The 18,489-nt window shown below is 63.1% G+C and carries 18 protein-coding genes; 14 read left to right on the forward strand and 4 right to left on the reverse strand.

Annotated elements, in window-relative coordinates; genetic code table 11:
- The first annotated feature begins 57 nt into the window (after positions 1–57).
- Positions 58–1,755 carry an MFS transporter gene (locus GJB56_RS03440; RefSeq protein WP_113683012.1) on the forward strand — a complete coding sequence of 566 codons (1,698 nt, stop codon included), beginning with the start codon at positions 58–60 and terminating at the stop codon, positions 1,753–1,755.
- Between the two features lie 62 nt (positions 1,756–1,817).
- Positions 1,818–3,122, forward strand: a complete 1,305-nt coding sequence (locus GJB56_RS03445; protein WP_113683011.1) for an HNH endonuclease signature motif containing protein — start codon at positions 1,818–1,820, stop codon at positions 3,120–3,122.
- A 124-nt stretch (positions 3,123–3,246) separates the two neighbouring features.
- On the opposite strand, the gene GJB56_RS03450 is transcribed toward GJB56_RS03445, so the two are convergent.
- The 3 genes from GJB56_RS03450 to GJB56_RS03460 are packed head-to-tail and all read right to left on the reverse strand — an operon-like array spanning position 3,247 to position 5,882.
- Entirely contained in the window at positions 3,247–3,888 is a 642-nt protein-coding gene (locus GJB56_RS03450) for a Maf family protein (RefSeq protein WP_007731146.1), read from the reverse strand.
- Between the two features lie 15 nt (positions 3,889–3,903).
- Positions 3,904–4,245 carry an acyl-CoA carboxylase subunit epsilon gene (locus tag GJB56_RS03455; protein WP_019747751.1) on the reverse strand — a complete coding sequence of 114 codons (342 nt, stop codon included), beginning with the start codon at positions 4,243–4,245 and terminating at the stop codon, positions 3,904–3,906.
- The gene (locus GJB56_RS03460) at positions 4,242–5,882 is read right to left on the reverse strand and encodes an acyl-CoA carboxylase subunit beta (RefSeq protein ID WP_003940853.1); all 1,641 of its coding nucleotides are present in this window, start codon (positions 5,880–5,882) and stop codon (positions 4,242–4,244) included. The genes GJB56_RS03455 and GJB56_RS03460 overlap by 4 nt, the downstream gene beginning before the upstream one ends.
- 115 nt (positions 5,883–5,997) lie before the next feature.
- Here GJB56_RS03460 and GJB56_RS03465 point away from each other — a divergent pair, with 115 nt between their 5' ends.
- The 5 genes from GJB56_RS03465 (at position 5,998) to GJB56_RS03485 (ending at position 10,242) form a co-directional block, all read left to right on the forward strand.
- The gene (locus GJB56_RS03465) at positions 5,998–6,852 is read left to right on the forward strand and encodes a biotin--[acetyl-CoA-carboxylase] ligase (RefSeq protein WP_020907080.1); all 855 of its coding nucleotides are present in this window, start codon (positions 5,998–6,000) and stop codon (positions 6,850–6,852) included.
- Between the two features lie 118 nt (positions 6,853–6,970).
- Positions 6,971–7,546 carry an HdeD family acid-resistance protein gene (locus GJB56_RS03470; protein ID WP_113683010.1) on the forward strand — a complete coding sequence of 192 codons (576 nt, stop codon included), beginning with the start codon at positions 6,971–6,973 and terminating at the stop codon, positions 7,544–7,546.
- A 62-nt stretch (positions 7,547–7,608) separates the two neighbouring features.
- Entirely contained in the window at positions 7,609–8,175 is a 567-nt protein-coding gene (locus GJB56_RS03475) for a PH domain-containing protein (protein ID WP_021343702.1), read from the forward strand.
- A gap of 37 nt (positions 8,176–8,212) precedes the next feature.
- Positions 8,213–8,893, forward strand: a complete 681-nt coding sequence (locus tag GJB56_RS03480) for a response regulator transcription factor (RefSeq protein WP_003940916.1) — start codon at positions 8,213–8,215, stop codon at positions 8,891–8,893.
- Between the two features lie 26 nt (positions 8,894–8,919).
- A complete protein-coding gene (locus GJB56_RS03485) occupies positions 8,920–10,242 on the forward strand; it encodes a sensor histidine kinase (protein WP_019747754.1) in 1,323 nt (440 codons plus the stop codon).
- A gap of 26 nt (positions 10,243–10,268) precedes the next feature.
- Here GJB56_RS03485 and GJB56_RS03490 read toward each other — a convergent pair whose 3' ends face one another.
- Positions 10,269–10,886: a GtrA family protein gene (locus tag GJB56_RS03490; protein WP_021332550.1), complete on the reverse strand. Its 618-nt coding sequence runs from the start codon at positions 10,884–10,886 to the stop codon at positions 10,269–10,271.
- Positions 10,887–11,077: 191 nt separating this feature from the next.
- Here GJB56_RS03490 and GJB56_RS03495 point away from each other — a divergent pair, with 191 nt between their 5' ends.
- The 7 genes from GJB56_RS03495 to GJB56_RS03525 all read left to right on the forward strand — a co-directional run bounded on the left by GJB56_RS03495 (position 11,078) and on the right by GJB56_RS03525 (position 18,488).
- Positions 11,078–12,277 (forward strand): 5-(carboxyamino)imidazole ribonucleotide synthase, encoded by a 1,200-nt coding sequence (locus GJB56_RS03495; RefSeq protein ID WP_279393701.1) that lies wholly within the window; start codon positions 11,078–11,080, stop codon positions 12,275–12,277.
- Positions 12,261–12,773, forward strand: coding sequence for a 5-(carboxyamino)imidazole ribonucleotide mutase (gene purE / locus GJB56_RS03500; RefSeq protein WP_047890252.1), 513 nt, complete (start codon positions 12,261–12,263; stop codon positions 12,771–12,773). Before GJB56_RS03495 ends, purE begins: the two co-directional genes overlap by 17 nt.
- A gap of 7 nt (positions 12,774–12,780) precedes the next feature.
- Positions 12,781–13,158: a hypothetical protein gene (locus tag GJB56_RS03505; RefSeq protein WP_020907086.1), complete on the forward strand. Its 378-nt coding sequence runs from the start codon at positions 12,781–12,783 to the stop codon at positions 13,156–13,158.
- Positions 13,159–13,193: 35 nt separating this feature from the next.
- On the forward strand, positions 13,194–14,381 hold the full coding sequence (locus GJB56_RS03510) for a sensor histidine kinase (protein ID WP_019747758.1): 1,188 nt from the start codon (positions 13,194–13,196) through the stop codon (positions 14,379–14,381).
- A gap of 35 nt (positions 14,382–14,416) precedes the next feature.
- Positions 14,417–15,109, forward strand: a complete 693-nt coding sequence (locus GJB56_RS03515) for a response regulator (RefSeq protein ID WP_019747759.1) — start codon at positions 14,417–14,419, stop codon at positions 15,107–15,109.
- 134 nt (positions 15,110–15,243) lie between these two features.
- Entirely contained in the window at positions 15,244–16,041 is a 798-nt protein-coding gene (locus GJB56_RS03520) for an ABC transporter ATP-binding protein (protein WP_021343705.1), read from the forward strand.
- On the forward strand, positions 16,038–18,488 hold the full coding sequence (locus GJB56_RS03525) for an ABC transporter permease (RefSeq protein ID WP_031333156.1): 2,451 nt from the start codon (positions 16,038–16,040) through the stop codon (positions 18,486–18,488). Before GJB56_RS03520 ends, GJB56_RS03525 begins: the two co-directional genes overlap by 4 nt.
- Position 18,489: the final 1 nt, after the last annotated feature.

The raw sequence follows: 18,489 nt of genomic DNA on the forward strand, positions 1-18,489 counted from the left end.
ACTACAATCTAAACAAGAACAGGTTCTAGAAGCGTCCTGTTCGATTAGGATCATTCGGTGCTTCCGGACCCTTTAGGTGACGCTGTCGGCGCCGACCACAAGGGCGGACGGCGAGCTGGTTCTCTGACGCCCTGGCTCGGGTTGGCGACGAGTCTGGCGGCGGCGTTCATGCAGTTGCTCGACGCGACGATCGTCAACGTCGCGCTTCCGAGTATCGCCGTCGATCTTCAAGCAGGCGTATCGGCGCAGTTGCTCATGGTCAGCGTGTACATCCTGGCTTTTGCGTGTTCGTTGATCACCGCGGCCAGGTTGGGGGACCTGTTCGGTCGTAGGGTTGTTTTTCTGACCGCCCTGTTCGTATTCGTCGCGGCCTCGTTGCTGTGCGGGCTCGCTCAGAGCGCGACGATGTTGATCGTCTTCCGGGGTTTGCAAGGGTTGGCGGCCGGTTCGATGTCCGCCCAGACGTTTGCCATCATCTCGGGTCTGTTTCCGAAGGCCAGGCATCCGCGAGTGTTCGGGATCTACGGTGCGACCATCGGGCTCGCAACGGTCAGTGGGCCTCTGATCGGCGGGCTGCTGATCGAGTGGAATCTCTTCGACTGGGGCTGGCGCCTGATCTTCTTGGTCAACATTCCGATCGGCATCGCCGCCTTGATTCTCGGGTATTTCCATCTCGTCGATGCTCGCGCTGAGCATGTGCGCTCACTGGACCTCATCGGCGCCGCACTGTCATCGCTGGCGCTGTTCCTGCTGATCCTTCCCCTGGCCGAGGGAAGGCCGCGTGGATGGCCCACAGGTCTTGTTGTCATGCTCGCGATGTCGGTGCCGGTGGCATTGGCGTTTGTGCTCTACGAATCGCGTCTGGCGAAACGAGGCGGCGATCCGGTCCTTCGTCTGGAGCTTTTCCGCGACCGAGCCTTCGCGATCGGCGCGGTTCTTGCGTTCGTATTCTTCGGAACCCTGACTTCGTTGATCTTCACCATCAGTCTCACGCTTCAGTTCGGGTTCGGGTTCTCCGCATTGCGAGCGGGCGTGATGACGCTCCCGTGGGCCGTCGGCATGGGCGTGGCTGCGGTTCTCTCATCCGCGGTGTACCGGATGCTTGGAAACCGCGTCCTGATCTTGGGGATGGTCGTCTTTGCCGGCTCGCTGATCGCGTTGTCGGTCATCCTCGAACACGAAGGAACTGATCCACGCTGGCTCGCGCTCGCCGGTCCTCTCCTCCTCGGGGGCGCAGGGCTCGGACTGTTCGTGGCGCCACTGCAAACCGCGATCCTCGCGACGGTCGAACCCGCGCACGCGGGTTCGGTGTCGGGACTGCTACCGACCGTTCAGCAGGTTGGCAGCTCGATCGGACTGGCCTTGATCGGAGTGGTGTTCTTCTCGCTCGTCGCGGGGCAAGCTCCGCAAGCAGTGCAGGGGGAGCGGCCCGAGTACGTTGCGAATCTTGAAGCTGCCGGCGTGAATCCTGGCCTGGTCGACATCGCCGAAAAGGCATTTGTCGATTGCGCGACAAGTCAATTGGCATCCGGATCGCCGATGGAGGTGGCGCCGGAATGTCGCCGCGAAGGAACTGCCGGCGCCGGGGGCCAATCCGTTCAAGTGGCAGTCGATGCCGCGTACGCATCTACTCGCGCGGCGGCCGGCGAAGCGTTTCTCGAAGCCCAACGCCGCGTGCTCGCGATCATCGCCGCAATTGCGCTCGGCATCGGATTGGCCTCGACTGCCCTGCCGCGGGTCAATTCCCCAGTCTGAAAAAATGCCCTTGACTCGAACGGGTGTTCGAGTATTCTCTGAGTAGGGGATCGGGGGATTCAATGAGTGTCTTGTTGTCGGATGTGGTGTCCGGTTCTGCGGTGGGGTTGCGCGGACGCCTGTGGCGGTTGACGGCTGCGGAGTTGCGGGCCGCTGCGGTGTCGGCGAGCGCGGAGATTCTGCGCCTCGAGGCCGTGCGAGTGGCCGTGGTGGACGAGTTGTCGTTGCGGCCGGATGATCAGGTGATTGCCAGCCGCGGGGTGGGGTCGTGGTTGGCGGCAAACACGATGCTGCAAATCCGGGACGGGAAGAAGATCGCCGCCCTGGGGGCTGCGCTTCGACCGTTTCCCGCGGTGGCGGCCCGGTTCGATGTCGGGGATTGTTCGTTCGAGCATGCCGTGTTGATCGTGGCGTTCTGCGAGTCACCACCGAAGGGCATGCCGGAGGAGGCGCTCCCTCGCTGTATCGATTTGTTGTTGGCTGCCGCGTCCGGGGTGGAGGCGACGACCACGAAGGTGCGGAACGTCATCGCGACCTTGGAGCGAGTGTTCGAATCCGATGAGATTCCGCCCGCCGAAGATGTGGATCGGAACGAGCTCCGGATCGCGTCGACATTGAATGGTCGGGTGGTGGTGCGCGGCGATTTCGACGCCATCACCGGCGAAATGCTGCTCTCCGCCCTGTCGAATCTGACGATGCCCACCCCGGCACCCGATGGAACCCCCGATGCCCGGTCGGCAGCGAAGCGGACCGCGGACGGGTTCACCGAACTGATCCGCCGCTACCTCGACTGCGCCAAAACCGGCACCGACGGTGGTCAGCGTCCGCACGTGAACGTGCACATCAACGCCCGCGATCTGGCTGAGCATCGGGACTGCGCCGCCGCACCCTCGCCCGATGGTGGTGGAGTGGCTGTGTCGGATCTCGATGTCGGGCACATGCCGTGGCTCGGACCGCTGTCGGTATCGCAGACCAGACTCCTCGGGTGTGACTGTTTCCTGTCGACTGTTCTGCTCGACGACCACGGGGCGCCGTTGGATGCGAAACCCGGGAAACGGTTGGTGTCCGCCGAACAGCGAGTGGCGTTGATCGCCCGCGACAAAGGCTGCGCGTTCCCCGGCTGCACGTGTGTACCGGCCTGGACGGATGCGCACCATATTCGGCACTGGGCCAACGGCGGGCCGACGGTGATGAGCAACCTTGTCCTGCTGTGCCGTTCGCATCACCGGCTGATGCACCGCAAATCCAGGTTCGTCGGGAAATGGGAAATCCGGATCGGAGTCGACAACAAACCGTGGTTCATCCCGCCGCCCTCGATCGATCCGCGGCAGCACCCGCGGCCCGCGAACACCACATTCAAAACCTGAGGGATCAAGCCTCTTCGGCGACAACAAAAACGACCAGCTTCGCATCGGCATGAACCCGATGCGAGGCTGGTCAGTGGTGCTTGGAGAAAACGTGCGTGGAGAAAACGTGCTTGGAGAAATCGTGTCAGAAGATGCTCTGCGTGCGCCAGAGATCCGAGACGGAAACCCCGACACGCTCGAGAAGTGTTCGTACCAAAGGTAATCCGATACCGATGACACTCGAGGGATCACCCTCGATCCTCTCCACGAACCAGCCGCCGAGACTGTCGAGCGTGAATGCTCCGGCGACTTGGAGCGGTTCGCCCGTTGCCAGGTATGCCTCGAGATCTTCGGTGGACGGTTGCGCGAAATGAACCACTGTTGCGCTGTGATCCGAGGCCATGCGAACGATGCGGCCGTCGGCGACGCGTAGGACACAGTGCCCGGTCAAGAGAGTGGCGCTGCGTCCGGCCATTGCGGCCCATCGCTTTCGGGCGATGTCTACGCTGCCTGGCTTGCCTTGAAGTTGCCCGTCGATCAGGAGCATCGAATCGCACCCGACAACGACTACGTCGGTGAGATTGTCGGCGGCGAGGCCGGGAACGATCTCGGCGGCCTTGGCCTCCGCCAGCACCGTCACGACTTTTTCGGGAGCGGCGTCGGGGCCGAGGTTGTCGGCAATCTTGTCCTCGTCGACGCCGGAGACACGCACAAGCGGCGAAACCCCGGCCGCCCGCAGAACTGCGAGGCGAGCCGGGGACGCTGAAGCTAGAACCAGTTGAGTCACGTCAGCAAGTGATCGTCAGCTGCGACGGATCGCGGGGTTCAGGTACGCGTACGGCGAGAACGGCGCACGCGTGCGGTGGAACTGAGTCGGATCGCCCCAGGTCTCCGCGGGAACATTCGACTCGGGAGCCTGACCGCTGCCGGCAGCCGCGGCAAGCACGCTGACCAGTGCCGCGATCTCGACGTCGGTGGGCGAACCCTTGACGATCTTGATGACCGACGCGTCGGAGGTCGACGTCTCGGTCAGCTCCGTGAGCGAAGCGTCCGTCGCGCTTCCCTCGACGACCGCACCGTTGGTCGGTGCAGTCTCCGCCAGTGCGACATCTTCGCTGAGAATGTCCTCGGTGGTTGCGGTCATAGGGGAATGTTCCCATGCTTCTTGGGCGGAAGGGAAACGGCCTTGCGCTCGAGCAGTCGCAATGCGGAAACGATTTGTCCGCGGGTGTGCGACGGAGGAATGACAGCGTCGACGTATCCGCGCTCAGCGGCGACGTACGGGTTGACGAGGGTGTCCTCGTACTCGTTCTGCAGCTTGAGGCGCAATGCATCGACGTCTTCGCCGTTCTTCGCGGCTTCGAGAAGCTGCTTGCGGTAGACGAATCCGACAGCTCCGGATGCACCCATGACGGCGATCTGAGCGGTCGGCCATGCCAGGTTCACGTCGGCGCCCATGTGCTTGGAGCCCATGACGTCGTACGCTCCGCCGTAAGCCTTGCGGGTGATGACCGTGATCTTGCCGACCGTTGCTTCGCCGTACGCGTAGAGGAGCTTCGCGCCGCGACGGATGATGCCGTTGTATTCCTGCTCGGTTCCGGGAAGGAAACCGGGAACGTCGACGAGGGTGATGATCGGGACGTTGAACGCGTCGCAGGTACGCACGAAGCGTGCGGCCTTCTCCGAGGCGTCGATGTCGAGGCAGCCCGCGAACTGGGTGGGCTGGTTGGCGACGATGCCGACCGAGCGGCCGTCGACGCGACCGAAACCGACGATGATGTTCATCGCGCGCTCGGCCTGGACCTCGAGGAACTCGTCGTCGTCGAGGATGCGACGGATGACCTCGTGCATGTCGTACGGCTGGTTGGCCGAATCCGGGATGAGGGTGTCGAGTTCGATGTCCTCAGCGGTCAGGCTGTCTTCGATCGAACCGACGATCGGGTCGGTGATCTCGCCGCGGGGAGCTGCTGCCTGGTTGTTGGACGGCAGGTAGCTGAGCAGGTCCTTGACGTAGTCGAGGGCATCCTGCTCGCCGGAAGCGACGTAGTGGGCGACTCCGGACTTGACCATGTGGGTGCGAGCACCACCGAGGTCTTCCATCGTGACGTCTTCGCCGGTGACTGTCTTGATGACGTCGGGGCCGGTGACGAACATCTGGGAAGTCTCGTCGACCATCACGACGAAGTCGGTCAGTGCGGGGGAGTAGACGTGGCCGCCGGCGGCGGGTCCCATGATCAGTGAGATCTGGGGGATGACACCCGAGGCCTGGACGTTGCGGTGGAAGATCTCGCCGTAAAGGCCGAGCGAGACGACGCCTTCCTGAATGCGCGCGCCTGCACCTTCGTTGATGCCGACGAGGGGGCGACCGGTGCGGATCGCGAGGTCCATGACCTTGACGATCTTCTCACCGTAGATTTCGCCGAGCGATCCGCCGAAAACGGTGGCGTCCTGTGAGAAGACACAGACGTCGCGGCCGTCGATGGTGCCGTAACCGGTGACGACGCCGTCGCCGACCGGGCGGTTGTCAGCGAGACCGAAGTTCACACTTCGGTGCCGTGCCAGTGCGTCGAGTTCGACGAAGGAGCCCTCGTCGAGGAGGGCGGTGATGCGCTCGCGGGCGGTCAGCTTGCCTTTGGCGTGCACCTTGTCGATGGCGGCTTCGCCGCTCGGTGCCTGCGCCTGGGCTTGGCGATTCCGCAGGTCCGCGAGCTTTCCCGCGGTCGTGTGGATATCGGGTGCGGCCGCCGCCTCCGGCGCGTTCGGCTCTTGGACAGTGGTCATGGACGTGAGCTTAACGAGAGTGCGTGGGGGGCTTCGAAGGCAGGTCCGATTGTCGCTGTCTTGCAGGCTCAAGCTACTGACCAGTACATTCTCGCTGTCGTCATAGGCTGGGGCTATGTGGACCGACTTGAACCGCCCGCCCCTCGACGGCAATGCCCTACGACGCGCACTCGTGCGCAGTGACAACGACGACGCGCGCGTTTTCTGGAACCGCCTCGACGTTGTCGAGGAGACCGGTTCGACGAACGCGGATCTCCTTGCGCGAGCGGCAGATCCGGATGCCGACCGTCACGTTCTGATCGCCGAGTATCAGGCGAGTGCCCGCGGCCGTCATTCGCGCACTTGGGTGAGTCCGCCGCAAGCGCAGATCTCGATGTCGGTTCTGCTGTCGATGCCCGGAATGAATCTCACGGACATGGGTTGGCTCCCGCTACTGTCGGGAATCGCGGTCGTCGACGCGCTGCGGAACGTGGCCGAAGTGCCCGCAGAACTCAAGTGGCCGAACGACGTTCTCATCGGTGACAAGAAGGTCGCCGGAATTCTGGCCGAGGTGGCAAGGACAGCGCCCGATCCCGCGGTGGTGGTGGGCATCGGGTTGAACGTGAGCCTGGGTGTCGAGGAGCTGCCCGTCCCGACCGCTACATCACTCCTCATCGAAGAAGCATCGACTGTCGACCGCGACACCCTCGTTCGAGCAATTGCCCGTGAGTTGGCGACGCAATTCCGTGCTTGGGAATCATCGAAATGGGATACATCTGTGTTGGCTGCCGAATACCGGCAGCGTTGCGGGACGCTGGGCAAACGAGTCCGCGCGGTCTTGCCGGGCGACAAGGAGGTGTTCGGTATCGCGACCGACATCGACACTTCCGGCCGCGTTGTCATCGAAATCGAGGGAACAGATGGGGAGACCTTTGCGGTCGCTGCGGGTGATATCACGCACCTTCGGGCCGCCCCGGTAGCCGAATCGTGAGCCTTGCCGGATTTTCTGGCACCAAAGTGCTAATTTTTGGCCCTGGCCGGTTTTCGAACCAACCGTCCGTCCTTCATTTCATTTAACTGCGGGATTTACTGAGCTGCCTAGGGGCGTCATGACCACACCGATCGTTGTTCCGACCGAAGCCGAGACGGCCGAGAGCGCTCGCCGCGTGCTCACCGGTGTGACGGTGCTGCTCGGTGTCCTCACATTGGGCCTGGGTATCGCCGTACTCGCATGGCCGGACGCCACCCTTTTCGTGGTCGCGGTGGTAATTGCGATTCAGTTGTTCGGATTCGGAATCGTCCAGATCATCCGTTCGTTCGCGGACGTGACGGCTTCGGGTGGAACTCGGACGCTTGTCGCGATCTCCGGCTCGTTGGCAGTGCTCCTCGGATTCCTGGTTCTCCGTAGCCCTTTGCAGACGGTGGTTCTGATCGCATTGGTGATCGGTGCCTGGTGGGTATTCCGTGGCGTTCTCGATCTGGTCGACGCGGCGTCCGGGCACACCGTCGATCGCGGTCTGTCGATCGTGCTCGGAGTCATCAGCATCGTCGCGGGTGCAATCGTCCTTCTGCAGCCCGAACTCTCGCTCGACGTCTTCCGCATCGTGGTCGGCGTGTGGATGGTGCTGTACGGCATCATCATCGTCGTGACCCCGTTGGTGCTGCGAAAGATCGCGCAGCCCTGAACGTGGGTGTGCCTGAACGTGGGTCTGCCTGAAAGTCGGTGCGGGATGGCAGACTTCCCGTCATGGGATATCCCGAAGACGCCCTCGCTCAGGACGAGGAACTGATACTGCATCGCCATCCTCATTGGAAGATGTTGGTGCTTCCGGCGCTGACGTTCGTGCTTGCGACGGCCGTCGCCGGGTTCTTGTTGGGCCTCGCACAGACGAGATTGGACGGCACGGCTCGCACCGTGTCGTCCATCGCCATCGGAATCATCTGGCTCGGTGTCGTGGCCTGGCGATCGGTTGCGCCGTTCACGGTCTGGAAGTTCACGCATTTCATCGTCACCGATCGGCGAGTGCTCATACGCCACGGAGTGCTCACGCATACCGGTATCGACATCCCCATGGGGCGGATCAGCAATGTTCAGTTCCGCCACGGCTTGATCGATCGAATGCTCAAGACCGGAACTCTGGTCATCGCCTCTGCCAGTGACGATCCGCTCGAGTTCGACGACATTCCTGACGTCGAGCACGTTCACGCCCTGCTGTATCACCAGGTTTTCGATTCCATGCAGCAGCCACCATCGCAGCCACCGCAGCGGCCGGCGGGTGAAAACGACGACCCGAACGATCGAAATGGCTGGTAATCAACGTGCAAAGGCGTGTTGTCCGTAGTCTGTTCGTGTGACTGCCGTATTGCTAGCCGAAGACGACGAGGCCATTGCCGCACCCCTCTCCCGCGCACTTGGGCGTGAAGGGTATTCGGTGACGGTCGAACCGACCGGACCCGCTGCGTTGCAGCAGGCGCTCGAAGGTGATTTCGATCTGTTGATTCTCGATCTCGGCCTTCCGGGCATGGACGGCCTCGAGGTCTGTCGACAGATTCGTGCGCATCGCACCTCGCTCGCCGTGCTGATGTTGACCGCCAGAACCGACGAAGTCGACTTCGTGGTCGGGTTGGACGCCGGCGCAGACGACTACGTCAGCAAGCCGTTTCGTCTCGCCGAGTTGATGGCACGTGTGCGAGCACTCCTGCGTCGCCACGGTGGCCGCGAGGACACGATCGTCGAGGTCGGTGGCATCAGGCTCGAGCCCGCGGCACGACGCGTACTCGTCAACGGCTCCGAAATCGCCTTGGCCAACAAGGAATACGAACTTCTGCGGGTCCTCCTCGAACATGCCGGGGAAGTAGTATCGCGCGATACGATCCTTCGTGAGGTGTGGGGCGACGTCGAGCTTCGTGGATCGAAGACGCTCGACATGCACATGTCGTGGCTGCGCCGCAAGATCGGTGACGAGGGCCCCGCTGTGGAACGCAGAATTGCCACCGTCCGCGGTGTCGGTTTCCGAATCAACACCGACTAACTTCTCGAGAATCAGGAACTGCCGGCATGCGGCGTCGCATATTGCAGTCGATTCTCGCTGTCGTGATCATGACGGCGTTGCTGCTGGGAGTTCCGCTGATCTACACGGCGTGGCTCTGGGTGGAGGACGTGACGCGAAGTGATCTCCGGGTGCGCCTCGACCGGATGGCCGCTGAGGTCATCGCGCAAGAGGGGACGAACGGGCTCGTCGAAGGTGCGTTGAACACCGATTCGCTCAAGGTTCTCACCCCGAACGACGGGCGCCTCGTCGTCGTGTATCCGACCGTCGTCGACGGCGCTGCACGCGTCGACGTCGGTGAGGCGACGGTCAAGAACGCACTCGTCGAATCGCTCGCGATGGGAACGTCCGGCTCGTTGCGTCTCGAGGTGCCGTCGGAGAACTTGCGCACCCAGCAGAAGCAAGCGGTGATGGCCGTCGGTGTGCTCGTGCTTCTGTCCATCACGGCAGGCACCGTGGTCGCTGTGGTCACTGCACGTCGGCTTGCCGATCCGCTGCAGGATGTGGCCGACCGGGCGGCGCGCCTCGCCGAAGGTGACTTCCGGCCGGATCCTCGTCGGCACGACATCCCCGAACTCGACCGCGTGTCCGACGTCCTCGACGCGGCAACTGTGGAGATTTCGGTGCGGCTGCAACGAGAACGCGCGCTGGTCGCGGATGTCTCGCATCAACTGCGCAGTCGACTGACTGCAGTGCGGCTGCGCTTGGACGAGTTGTCCGTTCACGAAGATCCTGACGTCGTGAACGAGGCCGAGGAAGCCATGGCGCAAGTGGACAGGCTCACCGACGGAATCGACGACCTGATTCGCTCGTCGCGCACCAGTGGGTCATCGGCGAGTCTGGTGTCGGTAGTCGGCGAGCTGGAACAGGTGACCCGCGACTGGCAGGCTCAGTTCGACGGAGAGGGACGCAGGCTCCGCCTACGCGGCGATCGCGCGGTGATGGCCGCGACCACAGGTTCGCGTCTGCGTGAAGCTGTTTCCGTTCTGGTCGACAATTCGTTCGAACACGGTGAAGGTACGTGCACGGTGTCTGTCCGATTGATCGACGGTACCGGGCGCAGTTCGTCTCGTCGTGACTCGATGGTGTGCGTCGAGGTCACCGACGAAGGCTCCGGCGTGGAGAACGACCTTGCACCGCACATTTTCGACAGAGGATTTTCAGGGGCCGGGTCCACCGGCGTCGGGTTGGCGCTCGCACGTGCACTGATCGAAGCCGACGGGGGCCGACTGGAACTGCAGAGGCGTAAGCCTGCCTTGTTCGCGGTCTTCCTGCCGGTGGCCAACACTGCGCCGACCGCGGACGTCGTTCCGCACCGCGAACCGCGCTGACCGAAAGGCTCGCGCAGACGGAAAACTCAGGAGTGCCCGAGCTCCTCTTCGGCATCAGGAATGACCGGGTCAGGCGCCGTGGTTTCGGATAACGCCGTGGTTTCGGATAACGCTGTGGTTTCGGACAATCCTGTGGTGTCGGACAGTTCGAGCGGTTCCGGATTCTCGTCGGGAAACACGAACTTGCGGAAGGCCCAGAATCGGAACGCCATCTGCAGCAGGTTGCCGATGACGTACGCACTGATGAAGTCGGCGATGTTCTCCGTCGCCAAGCTGACTTCGGGTACGCGCAGGTTGAAGACGTAACTGGAGATGTAGAGCGGTATGAAGCTGATGACGACGCCGATGGCGCTGATGATGAAGAACAGCGCAGCTTCGTGCGCTGGCTCACGGCCACCACGGTTCTTGAACGACCACTCGCGGTTGAGAATGTACGACGCGATCACCGCGACGACGCCGGCGATGATCTTGGCCGTGATCGGCTTGGATTCGAGGATCGACAGCTTGAGCGTGTAGAAGATGCCTGAGTCGATCAGGAAGGTAGTTCCGCCGACGATCGCGAATTTGATCAGCTCGCTGTGACGCAGAGCGATGTCACGAAACGGTTGGGGTATGCGGGCAATGACCCCGTCGACAAATGGCACAACAGATGAGTTTACGAAACGAAACCGCGTTACCACCAATTTGCCGCGGATTCATCAGCAGAATCACAGATTGGGAACGCTGAATGAACGGGCGAACGCGGCACATGACAACATAGAGAGCCGTGACCGGCAACAACGATCCCGCGCAGATCCCCGCCCGCCCGACCACCCCTCGACCGGCAAAAGCATCCATGCCCGTCGTCACCATGATCGGTGGCGGACAGTTGGCCAGGATGACTCACCAGGCGGCGGTGGCCCTGGGCCAGACGCTCCGAGTGCTCTCCGGGACTGCGGACGAGCCGGCAGCTCAGGTCAGCCCCGATGTCGTGCTCGGTAGCCACACCGACCTCGACGCTCTTCGCCGCGCAGCGGTCGGTTCCAACGCGTTGACGTTCGACCACGAGCACGTGCCGACCGAACATCTCGAGGTTCTTGTTGCCGAAGGCGTGAACGTTCAGCCTCCGCCGCAGGCTCTGATCTTCGCTCAGGACAAATTGCTGATGCGTCGCAAACTTGCCGAACTGGGCGCACCTGTACCCGCGTACGCCGAAGTGACGTGGGCGGAAGACGTCGTGCGTTTCGGTGCCGAACACGGTTGGCCGCTTGTCATCAAGGCAACCCGCGGAGGCTACGACGGCCGGGGCGTCTGGATCACCGATGATCAGGACGAAGCAGAAGCCATTGTCACCGAGCAGTTGGACAGGGGTGTTCCGCTGATCGTCGAGGAAATGGTCTCGATGCGTCGGGAACTGTCTGCCATGGTTGCGCGGTCGCCGTTCGGACAGGGCGCTACGTGGCCGGTCGTAGAGACCGTTCAGCGCAACGGCCAGTGCGCCGTCGTGATCGCACCTGCCCCCGCCCTTTCGAGTGCCGTTGCCGAGGAAGCCGAACAATTGGCGCTGCGCATCGCTTCCGAGTTGGGTGTCGTCGGCTCGATGGCCGTCGAACTCTTCGAGACGGCTGACGGCACTCTCGTGGTCAACGAGCTGGCAATGCGCCCGCACAACTCCGGTCACTGGACGATGGACGGCGCACGCACCTCTCAGTTCGAACAGCATCTGCGTGCCGTTCTCGACTACCCGCTCGGCGACACCTCGCCGATCGCGCCGGTCACGGTGATGGCAAACGTTCTGGGTGCACCGGAAGCGCCCGAGATGACGATGGACGAGCGTGTCCATCACCTCTTCGCGCGGATGCCCGATGCGAAGATCCACCTGTACGGCAAGGGTGAGCGCAAGGATCGCAAGATCGGCCACGTCAACATCGTCGGCGGCGCCGGATCCATCGACGATCCGAATTACGTTGCCGCAGTTCGCGAACGCGCCGAGCGCGCAGCACATTGGCTTTCGTATGCAGTTTGGACCGACGGATGGGATGTACACGGTGAGTGAGAGCGCGCAGGTCGGCCTGATCATGGGCAGCGATTCGGATTGGCCGATCATGGAAGCTGCAGCCGAAGCTCTGGCCGAGTTCGGTATCCGCTTCGAGGTCGGTGTCGTCTCGGCGCATCGCACGCCTCAGCGGATGCTCGACTACGCCAAGGAAGCCGCGGGCCGCGGAATCAAGGTCATCATCGCCGGTGCCGGTGGCGCCGCGCATCTTCCGGGCATGGTTGCCTCGGCTACACCGTTGCCGGTCATCGGTGTTCCGGTGCCGCTCAAGTACCTCGACGGTATGGATTCACTCCTCTCGATCGTGCAGATGCCGGCCGGCGTCCCGGTGGCGACGGTCTCGATCGGCGGCGCTCGCAACGCCGGTCTGTTGGCCGCTCGGATCCTCGGCGCTTCGGATCCCGCACTGCAGCAGCGGATGGTGGCTTTCCAGGAGAGCCTCGAGGCGATGGTGCTCGACAAGGACAAGGCGCTCCGCGAGAAACTGCTGGGCTGATCTTCTCGTGTGTGCACGGCGTGGGCTGCCGCTGATCCGAGCGAGTCGGGGCAGCGCGCAGTCCGCATTCGTCACTCGCGTCGCCCTGTTCTACGCCGGGATTCTCGGCGCGGACATCCGCTTCGACGACGAGTCCGGGATCTTTGTCGCTTCCGGGCTGCGCGGCGGGTTCGCCAGAGGCGGAACGACTCTCGGTGGTGTGTACCTCACCCGGCGAAACACGACTCGATCCGTCCTTCGCCACGAGGCCGTTCACGCGGACCAATGGGCCAGGTACGGAATCGTATTCGGGCTGCTGTACCTGCGTGAGGAGTTGCGTCATCGCGGTCCGCGGAACCGATTCGAAATCGAGGCCGGTCTCGAAGACGGCGGTTACCGCACCTGAGTGAAAGCTCGTCAGTAAAAGCTACTCTTGGCGGCATGGCTCGTTTTCCGACTAGTGAACGCTTCGTCCGCTGGAGCGCGGAACATGCTCGCGGTGTGGACATCTGCATTGCGACGGTTGCCGCACTGTTCAGCGTTGTCGTTGCGGTCGAGGCGAGTCCGCTGGCGGTGTTCGTCTCGCTGGGTATGACCGTTCCGTTGGCATGGCGACGCTCGCGCCCCGAACTCTCCGGCATGGTGATCGCAGGGTTCGCAGTTCTACACGTGATCTTCATCGGCAACACACTGCTCGCATCGGCCGTTGTCGTGCCCATCTCCCTGTACGCGCTGGCCGCCTATGGCGCTCGGTGGAGTTCGCTCACCGGCCTGGTGCTCGCGTTGCTCGGCTCGATTGCCGGAACTGTTCGATACTTCGGCTACGACGGAATCCCGGTGTCTTCGCAGGTCATGCAGTCCGTGGCCGTCATGATCTTCATGCTCGCGGTCTGGGCGTTCGGTGATTTGCGTCGAGTTCGCACCAAACAATTGGAAGGTCTGACCGAGCGCGCACGGTTGCTCGAACTCGAGCGTGCGCAGGAAGCGGAAATCGCGACGATCAGCGAACGCTCGAGGATTGCGCGCGAGATGCACGACATCGTCGCGCATTCGTTGACCGTTGTCATCGCTCAGGCTGACGGCGGACGCTACAGCGCGGCCAAGGATCCTCAGGCTGCAATCCAGGCGCTCGAAACCATTGCCTCCACCGGTCGCCAAGCGTTGACCGACATGCGATCGCTTCTGTCCGTCCTGCGTGAGGACACGCCCCGGGATTTCTCGGTGATCCCGGGCGCCGGTGATATCGACAGTCTCTTCCACGAGTTACGCAGCAGCGGACTCGACATCGCCGTCAGTGTGACCGGTGAACCACGCGAACTCTCTGCGGGTGCGGGGTTGACGGCCTATCGCATCGTCCAGGAATCGCTGACGAACGTTCTCAAACATGCGGGGCCAGGAGCACAGGCGAGCGTCGAGATGACTTGGGCTGAAACCGAACTCGTTCTCGGCATCACCGACGACGGACGAGGCGGCAGCGCCGCGCTGGTCGAATCGTCACCAGGCGGGCAGGGCCTGATCGGAATGGCCGAGCGCGCCAAACTGCACGGAGGCAAAGTAACCGCCGGGCCGAAATCAGGCGGCGGATACAGTGTCCGGGCCGTCCTGCCGTATGAACGAACGTCTGGGTAGGTCTTGAAACGTCTGAAGGTCTTAAGGTGAGTGGCATGGACGAACACGTGGCTCCGATCGCAGTGGCACTTATCGACGATCAGCAGCTGGTCCGCGCAGGTTTTCGAATGGTCATCGACTCGCAGCCGGATTTGTCCGTGGTGGTCGAGGCTTCGGACGGTCAGCAGGCCTTGACCGAGTTGGCGGCCCGACATGTCGACGTCGTCCTGATGGATGTCCAGATGCCGAAGATGGACGGCATCGAGGCGACCCGTCGGCTCCTGGCCGACCCCGATGCGCCGAAGGTCGTGGTGCTCACCACCTTCGACAACGACGAGTACGTGATGTCGGCAATCAGGGCGGGCGCCAGCGGCTTCCTGCTCAAGGACGTGCCACCGGAACAGTTGCTCGACGCCATCCGCACCGTGCATCGCGGGGACGCGGTGATCGAAGCTCGGGCCACTCGGCGACTGCTTCAGCACGTCGGACCTCTCCTGGAAGGTTCGGCGCCCGAATCGCAGTTGCCCGAAGAGCTGACACCGCGCGAGGTCGAGGTGCTCGAGGCCATGGCGTACGGGCTGTCGAATTCGGAGATCGCCGCAAAATTCCACGTCTCCGAAACGACAGTGAAAACCCATGTCGGACGGGTTCTTTCGAAGACTCATTCACGTGATCGTGTGCAGGCCGTCGTCTTTGCCTTCCAGATCGGACTTGTCCGGCGCGCAGATCTCCTGGGAACCGAGGGCTGACGCGCAGCCCTGTTCAGTCCTACCCCGGGATGACACCGGGCTCTCCAAGATCGCCCCGCGCTCCGACGCGGAGACCACTTGCGCTGCAATAACGTCGATTCCGTCATAGCGAGAAGCTTTACGGAGGGCAAAAAATGCATGCGCACACCACGACGGAACCAGCCGCAGTGCCGGCGATCACTGCCCGCGGTGTCACCAAGGTGTACGGCACCGGTGAGACCACGGTTCACGCGCTCGGCGGGGTCGACGTGGACTTCGGTCGTGAGCGGTTCACCGCGATCATGGGCCCGTCCGGCTCCGGAAAGTCGACGCTCATGCACTGTCTGGCCGGGCTCGACACGGTTTCGGGCGGACAGGTCTTCCTGGGCGACACCGAAGTCACGAAACTCGGCGACACGGAACTCACCGAACTTCGACGCGAGCGAATCGGATTCGTCTTCCAAGCGTTCAACCTGCTGCCGGTGCTCACTGCTCGGGAGAACATGCTGCTGCCGATGAAGCTGGCGGGTAGTGAACCCTCGCCCGAGTGGATGGACGAGGTGATCGGGAAACTGGGCCTGTCGAAGCGCCTCGACCACCTGCCGCACGAGTTGTCCGGTGGTCAGCAGCAGCGTGTAGCTGTCGCCCGCGCACTACTGCCGCAGCCCGACGTGATTTTTGCCGACGAGCCCACGGGAAATTTGGATTCCCGTTCCGGGACCGAGGTTCTGGGCCTCTTGCGCACCAGTGTTCGGGAGACCGGTCAGACGGTTGTCATGGTGACACACGATCCGGTGGCGGCGTCGTATGCGGACCGAGTCGTGTTGATCGCGGACGGGTGTATTGCCGGAGAGATCGACCGTCCCACCGTCGACTCGGTGATCGGTGCCATGCGAGCACTCGGTGCCGACGACCTGGCTGATGTTCCTGCAGTTTCGGGTGCACTGCGATGAGGGGTCTGGCCTTTGCCCAGGCGCGGGCACATGCCGGGCGCTATGTGGCTTCGATACTCGCCGTGGTGATCGCAGTCGGATACATCGTCGCGACTTTGACATTGAGCTCGACGGTCGATGCGAGTGTGAGTAAATCACTTGCGACGCAATACGAAACCACGGATGTCGTCGCCTCCGGTCCAGGCGTGACGGAAGCACTGTTGAGTGCGGTGCCGGGCGTCTCGGCAGTCGCCGACGACGTGTCGACGTATGTTCGCGTCGACTCCGAGGCAAAGGGCGCGTCCTACGGGGATGCTCTCTCGATCGCCGACAATCCCGAATTGCGTTGGGAGAACTTGTCGGAGGGTTCGCTTCCGGCCGGTCTGGGGCAGGTGTTGGTGAGCGCGGACTCCGGGATACCGACGGGTGCCCGAATCGCTGTCACGGCAAGGGATTCGACGGTCGGTGCCGCTGCGCCCACCGCGCAGGTGGTCGGGCTGGTCGATCTCTCCGGTTCGGCGCAACGACTGGGCGGGATCAAGATATTCACCACCGCCGAGCAGGTGAGCGCGTGGGCCGGGGACAGCGCCAAACGTGAGTTCCGTGTCGCCGGTGACGGTTCGCGCTCTCAGCAACAACTCGTGGATTCGATCGCGAGCGCGTTGCCCGCGGACTCCACCGTGTTGACGGGAGAAGAAGCCACCGACAACGCGGCAGCGGAATACATGGGTGGCACCAAGATCCTCAGCACGGTGTTGCTCGCCTTCGGTGCCATTGCCGTTGTTGTTGCCGCGCTGGTGATCGCCAATACGTTTGCCGTTCTGCTCGCCGCGCGCACTCAGGAACTCGCGTTGCTGCGATGCGTCGGCGCCACAGCCAAACAGGTTCGCCGGAGCATTCGCAGCGAAGCCGCTGCGGTCGGCGTGATCGCCTCGGTGATCGGCGTCGGACTCGGTGTCGGACTTGCCTGGGCGATCGGTCGCGTAGCAACGGCCGCAGATGTGCCGGTGCCTCTTTCGTCACTGAGCGTCACCCCGGTGACCGTGCTGGTCGGTCTTGCCGTTGGCATCGTGATGACGATGCTCGCTGCATCTGCGCCCGGGCGGGCGGCAACGAGGCTCTCCCCGCTCGCGGCACTGCAGCCGATGGAGTCCAAGCCCGAGAGCGTTCAGGTATCGGTCGTGCGCCGGGTTCTGGGCGTCGTGATACTGCTCGCGGGCATCGCGATGACCGTCCTGGGAGTGACGAATCAGCAGGTGCCGGCGGCGACTGCCGGTGGACTCTTTTCGTTCCTGGGGATCGCAGCACTGTCCGGGCGAATCGTGCCCGCGCTGATCAATGCCGCCGGCGGAGTGCTGGCGAGACTGATCGGTCCGGTGGGAAGCCTGGCAGCAGGCAACGCCGGTCGGAACCCACGCCGGACCTCGGCGACAGCCACGGCCCTGTTGATCGGTGTGGCCTTGACGAGCACGCTCGTCGTGGGAATCGCGACGGTCAAGGAAGCCGCACCTGCGGCGATGGACAGTCAATTCCCCGTCGACGTCATGGTGAGCAGTTCCGGTTCGGCACCGCTTCCCGCAGGGTTGGGCACAGACATCGCCGCGGTCAACGGCGTCGGCGCGGTGAGCGGTCTGGACAAGGCCGAACTGACGATCGACGGGCGCGGTTCGTTGACCGGGTTCGGTGTCGACGCTGCCCAGGTGAAAGATGTTCTGCGTACCGAGATCTCGGTACCCGCGGCCGGTCAGTTGGTGCTCTCGCCCGCTGACCTGACCGAATACAAACTCTCGGTGGGCGAGACGGCGACGGTGCGCGGAGATCGCGGTGCCGTCAACGTCAGCGTGGTCGAGGGTGTGAAAGGTCAACCAGCGCTGTTGGATCGAGGCGATCTGGGTGCAGCGGCCACTGCTCCGACCACCGATTCCTACTGGGTCAGGTTGGGGACGGACACCGACGAAGAGGCGCTCGCTGCCACCGACCGCATCACCGAACTGGCACGCCAGGAAGCTCCGGGCAGCGATGTTCAAGGAATGACCGAAATGCGCTCGGCTCTCGATTCGATCCTCGACACCATGCTCATGGTGGTTGCCGGGTTGCTGTCGGTAGCGGTGTTGATCGCTCTGATCGGGGTGGGAAACACCATGGCACTGTCGGTTCTCGAACGGCGCCGCGAATCCGGACTGCTTCGCGCACTCGGACTGACCAAGAAGGGAATTCGAGCCATGTTGATCTGGGAAGCACTGCTGGTGGCAGGAGTTGCATCGGTGATCGGAGTGCTGTTCGGGATGGTGTTCGGTGTAGCCGGTACCGCCTCGGTGTTCGGGATCGAGGACGTCGCCCTCAGCGCAGTGCCGTGGGCGCAATTGGTAGCCATCGTGTTGATCGGCGGAATCTGCGGTGTGATCGCGTCACTGCTCCCCGCTAGGAGGGCGGGGCTGGTGTCACCGGTGACAGCTCTCGCGAGCTAGC

This window comes from Rhodococcus sp. AQ5-07 (assembly GCF_009707305.1).
GTDB lineage: Bacteria > Actinomycetota > Actinomycetes > Mycobacteriales > Mycobacteriaceae > Rhodococcus_F > Rhodococcus_F erythropolis.